Raw genomic sequence first — 1862 nt, forward strand, 5'->3', positions numbered from 1 at the left:
CAGATCCGGCATCATTTGAAGTAGCATTGCAAAGACTAAATGTAAAACCTTCTGATGCAGTAGTAGTAGAGAACGCCCCCCTTGGTGTCAAAGCGGCTAACAGTGCGGGTATTCCATGTATTGTTACGTTGAATACATCACCTCTTGCCATATCCGACTTTAAAGGTTTGATATCAAAAGAAAGAAAATTTAAAAATACAAGTTCAGCAGGCAAATTTCTAAAGGATTGGTGTCATTCACCTGCTCCTTGGCATTAAGGTCTTTGTCTTTCATTTGTGATTTTTTTCTTGTTGCCAGACATGAACGAGAGTAGTTCTACTTTTTTCGTTTTAGGTTCTCCTGTAGGTTACTTGTACTGTGTGCAGATCTTCTCGCTGGTTTTGCAATTCACACGACATGCAATATTCTTAGCATTGCATATCATGTGACTGAGATTTACATTGACACAAATAAAGTAGCCAAATCCTGTATTTCGTGATTGCATGTTGGCCGGTAGAATTTCTCACTGGCGCGGTGTGTTTGTTATTCTACTAAACTATAGGTAAGAAGCCGAACTAGTAAGGTATTTCATTGTTCTGCCCATATCTCACATTATGCTCTTAATGCGCCGTGTTTTAGAAGGTTGCCCAATTTTAATTGTGTTTGTAAGGAGTCGCGTGCGATATAACCTTAGAACCCTGTTCAGTACTTTCTACCAAGCTTGTCAACGTGTACTTCTTCATGAGTTCTCTGTTCCTTGTAAAACTGGAGTGGGATTAAAGCAAAACCCACTAGACAGTTCCTGTAACTTGTCCGAGTCTAACAGGGATTTGTAAACTAGGGGGCCCCCGTACGTTGACAAATTGCCTAGGTAAACAAGTGAGAGGTGGGACCCAGTAATCTGTACGAGTCCAGGGTTATTATTTAGAGATAGTTAGCTATATTGAGCTAGAACTGCTTTTTTTGTCTAATAAACGGTTATATTCGTCTGTAATAGCATAGGACAGTTAAAAGTGGTGGAGAATATCGGATTACGGGAACTGAAAAAGATTTTTGTTCCATCTAGGCTGGATAATGCACCAGAAACATGGATCAAGCGAGGAACAGTCCGTCTCATCAAGGTTTGTCTCCGAATGATACAAGATGCTTTGATAGTATAATGAGTCACCTATTCCTTGAAAGGCAAACTTACTACCAGAATAAATTGATGATCAAAGTAAAAAGCCGATTCTGCCACCAATAGAACTCATATTATCAATAATGCGAATATTTCAAAAATCAGATTATGAACTTGTAGTCTTGCAACGCTATATTCCACATCTATGACTCTTCATTTGATATTTTCCTGCTCTGTGTGGGTACACAAAACAAACAAAACAGTATAGCCTGGATGCGTCAAGAATGCACGATAGGGTTTCTAATTTTACCTGGCCTCCTTCTCTGGCGCTCAATCACGCCCATAATCCGATAGCCATATTCTAGATTATGCTTGATATGATTTATACCATGTGAATCATGAAGAGCGAATCGGCCATCAAGAAGATTTTCAATATATTTTCTCAGTTTTCTTATAGATGTAGCAGCACTTTCAAGTTGATTCTCTGTGAGTTTTCTGCCGAGTTCTTTTTCGAGTTCATGTCCAAATTCCTCTAAGTTTTTTGCAAGCTCACAATATTTTTCTATCTTGTTATAGTTAGTACAGAGATCCTTTATCTTCTTAACGTCAGAACCTTGCAACTTTGCAAGCGATTCTCCTAAGTCGTTGTTTTTTCTTCCTGTAATCTGAACAAGTGTTTCGATGAGCTGTTCTTCTTCTATTAATTGCTCTCTTCCGAACTGATCTTGGTGGATATCATCGCGTGTTATATTTGCATTTATCTGCA

At 38.7% G+C, this 1862-nt stretch carries 2 protein-coding genes; one reads left to right on the forward strand and one right to left on the reverse strand.

Going from position 1 to position 1862, the window contains the following annotated elements; translation table 11 throughout:
• On the forward strand, positions 1-257 hold a 257-nt coding region (locus tag WB528_RS01645; RefSeq protein ID WP_423886691.1), incomplete at its 5' end, for an HAD-IA family hydrolase.
• 1117 nt (positions 258-1374) lie between these two features.
• Here WB528_RS01645 and WB528_RS01650 read toward each other — a convergent pair.
• The coding region (locus WB528_RS01650; protein ID WP_423886692.1) for a hypothetical protein at positions 1375-1862 on the reverse strand (488 nt) is incomplete at its 5' end.

The organism is Bradyrhizobium sp. (assembly GCF_049586575.1).
Taxonomy (GTDB): Bacteria; Pseudomonadota; Alphaproteobacteria; order Rhizobiales; family Xanthobacteraceae; genus Bradyrhizobium.